Raw genomic sequence first — 2597 nt, 5'->3', positions numbered from 1 at the left:
AGGAAGCAGGCGCTAGACAGAGTCAATGAAATTAATCATTACGATACTTTCATTGTGATGATGATCCCCAAAGATATTTCAACGTACAGAATCTTTCGGCTTGTCTCAGAAAAGAAAATCGGTTTTTGCGAACTGATGCTGGGCAGTCTTCCAATATACAAGATCAGTGCCAAGGAGAAGCGTATTGGGTTTTTCCGGCGGTGGATGTGGAAATCGCCTATTATTTTATCCGTCAAGTTGTTTTTTTTCTTGTTTCAGAAGGTGGTCCATTTTCCGGAACCGAGAATGATATTTGCTGGGGGAAAGATTACTGAGGGGCGTGCCCACAAAAACAGGATGTTAGAGTTATGCAAAATAGTACGCTCGCATGCGCTGGATTTTGATATTTTCCGAGAAATATCCAGTAAACCTACTTTGTGTAGTATAGAAAAACCCTATATAGTCTTTCTGGATGAATATGCTCCTTTTCACCCCGATTTTATCAGGACGACCGGGAAATCGCCCATAGAACCAGACAATTATTATTTTAAATTGAACAATTTTTTCGACTGGCTTGAGAAACAAACAAGCTACGAGGTTATGATTGCTGCTCATCCACGGTCGATCAAGGAAACTCAGAAAAAGCGTTTTCGCGGAAGGGCTATTTTTTACGGTAATACGGCAGAGCTTGTCAGGGATTGCAGTCTGGTTTTGCTTCATGCCAGCACCTCAGTAAACTTCGCGGTTTTGTTTGAAAAACCGATGCTTTTTATTACCTCTAACGAAATTGATAAAACAGATCTTGGAAGAGGGATAAAATCAATGGCTTCCGAATTTGGTACCACCCCTCTTAACGTAGACAAAAAGATTGATCCCGGATTTTTCGTGTTCCAAGAGATAGAAAAGGCGTATTATGAATACTATAAAGAGAACTATATCATTTCAAAGGATGCCGATGAAAGGCATATCGGTTACCAGATAGCAGATCAAGTTCGCGCTTTTTTCCAGGAAAAACTGCGAAAGGAGCAGAAGAATGAACTGGAAGTCCGCAGTGTTTGACGGGAGCACTCCCATAGCTGAAGTTATTTCAGAATTTGACAGATCTCCCTATGGAGTTGCCCTCATTGTTGATGACAAAGAGAAACTTGAGGGTATCGTAACTGATGGAGATATCCGAAAGGCTCTTCTAAAAGAAGTGGATACCGGGCTTCCGGTGTCGGAGATAATGAACCGCAATCCTATCGTCGCCTATGCAGATCAATCAGAAACTGAGATAACGTGCTTTATGAGAAAAAAAACCATCCACTACTTGCCCGTGGTAGATAGATCTGGAGTCCTTAAAGGTATCCGATCGCTTGACGATTTATCCCGCATCAAGACCTTTGACAACCCGGTAATTCTTATGGCGGGCGGATACGGTGAAAGATTAATGCCTTTGACAAAGGATTGCCCAAAACCGCTTTTGAAAATTGGAGAGAAGCCCCTCCTGGAAATGATCATTGAAAGTTTTATTGACCAGGGTTTCAATAATTTTTACATTTCTGTTTATTACAAAGCAGACATGATAAGAAAACACTTTGGTGACGGGGCAAAATGGGGCGTTTCTATCAATTATTTATTGGAGAAGAAAAAGCTTGGGACAGCGGGTTCTTTGGGTCTTTTGCCAACCAGTAATGCAAGACCCATGATCGTTATGAATGGCGACCTTCTTACTAAAGTGGATTTTATTGAAATGCTTGAATACCATGAACGAAAGTCTGCGTCCATGACTATTGGTTCGGTTACTCATGATGTTCATGTTCCTTATGGTACTCTAGAAATTGAAGAAGAAAATATTCTGAAAAGCATAAACGAAAAACCGAGCCTTTCATTTCCGATAAACGCAGGTATTTACGTCCTAGATCAAAAATGCATGAGGTTCATCAACAAGGGCGCCAGAATGGATATGAATGATTTAATTACCAATCTTTTGGGAATAAAAGAAAGAGTATTTGTTTTTCCGATAAAGGACTACTGGATGGATATTGGGTCTGTTAAGGATTTCAATTCTGCTTGCAGGCATTTTAGTGATTTGAACTGAATCCTTTCAGGAAAGAGGAACATAAGATGGAAGATATTTTTAATTTTAAGGTTAATACTGATCTGTATTCCGGTATAGGGCAAACGGCTTCTTTTTTTAAGCAAATAATTGAAAAAAACGGCTATCGTCGGTCATTGGTTCTTGTCGATGAAGGGGTCAAAAATAAAAGCCTGTATTTTGCCGAGGTGCTTGACGAAGCAAGAAAGAGAATTGAGATTGTCGATGAAATGGTTTTAAGAGGAAACGAAGAACCCGATTATGATTATCTGGATCAAATAGTTTGTCATATAAGAAGCCTGGGCGATATTGACCTCATTTTAGGGATCGGTGGAGGTAGTTGTCTTGATATCGCGAAAGCGTCAGCGGCTCTGAGGAACAATCAGGGAACGGGGGTAGAGTACCGGGGGTTCGACAAGCTGCTTGCACCCGGTATCCCTACTCTGCTTATTCCAACCACAGCCGGAACGGGTAGTGAGGTTACGATAAATGCTGTTTTTACCGATAAAAACCATAAAAAAAAGTTTGGAATAAACGGCCG

General features: G+C 40.8%; 3 protein-coding genes. All 3 read left to right on the top strand.

Going from position 1 to position 2597, the window contains the following annotated elements:
* Window positions 1–1038: hypothetical protein (locus Q7J27_03255; GenBank protein ID MDO9528155.1), on the top strand; the 1038-nt coding region annotated here is incomplete at its 5' end.
* Entirely contained in the window at window positions 1013–2059 is a 1047-nt protein-coding gene (locus Q7J27_03250; GenBank protein ID MDO9528154.1) for a nucleotidyltransferase family protein, read from the top strand. The genes Q7J27_03255 and Q7J27_03250, both read left to right, overlap by 26 nt.
* Window positions 2060–2085: 26 nt before the next feature.
* Window positions 2086–2597 (top strand): iron-containing alcohol dehydrogenase (locus tag Q7J27_03245; protein ID MDO9528153.1); only part of this gene is annotated, 512 nt, incomplete at its 3' end.

The organism is Syntrophales bacterium (genome assembly GCA_030655775.1).
Taxonomy (GTDB): Bacteria; Desulfobacterota; Syntrophia; order Syntrophales; family JADFWA01; genus JAUSPI01.
This window is presented reverse-complemented; position numbering and strand designations above follow the sequence as displayed.

Bases quoted from the DNA above. Each gene is read 5' to 3' on its own strand.
- Q7J27_03250 (MDO9528154.1), top strand. From the start codon at position 1,013: ATGAACTGGAAGTCCGCAGTGTTTGACGGGAGCACTCCCATAGCTGAA.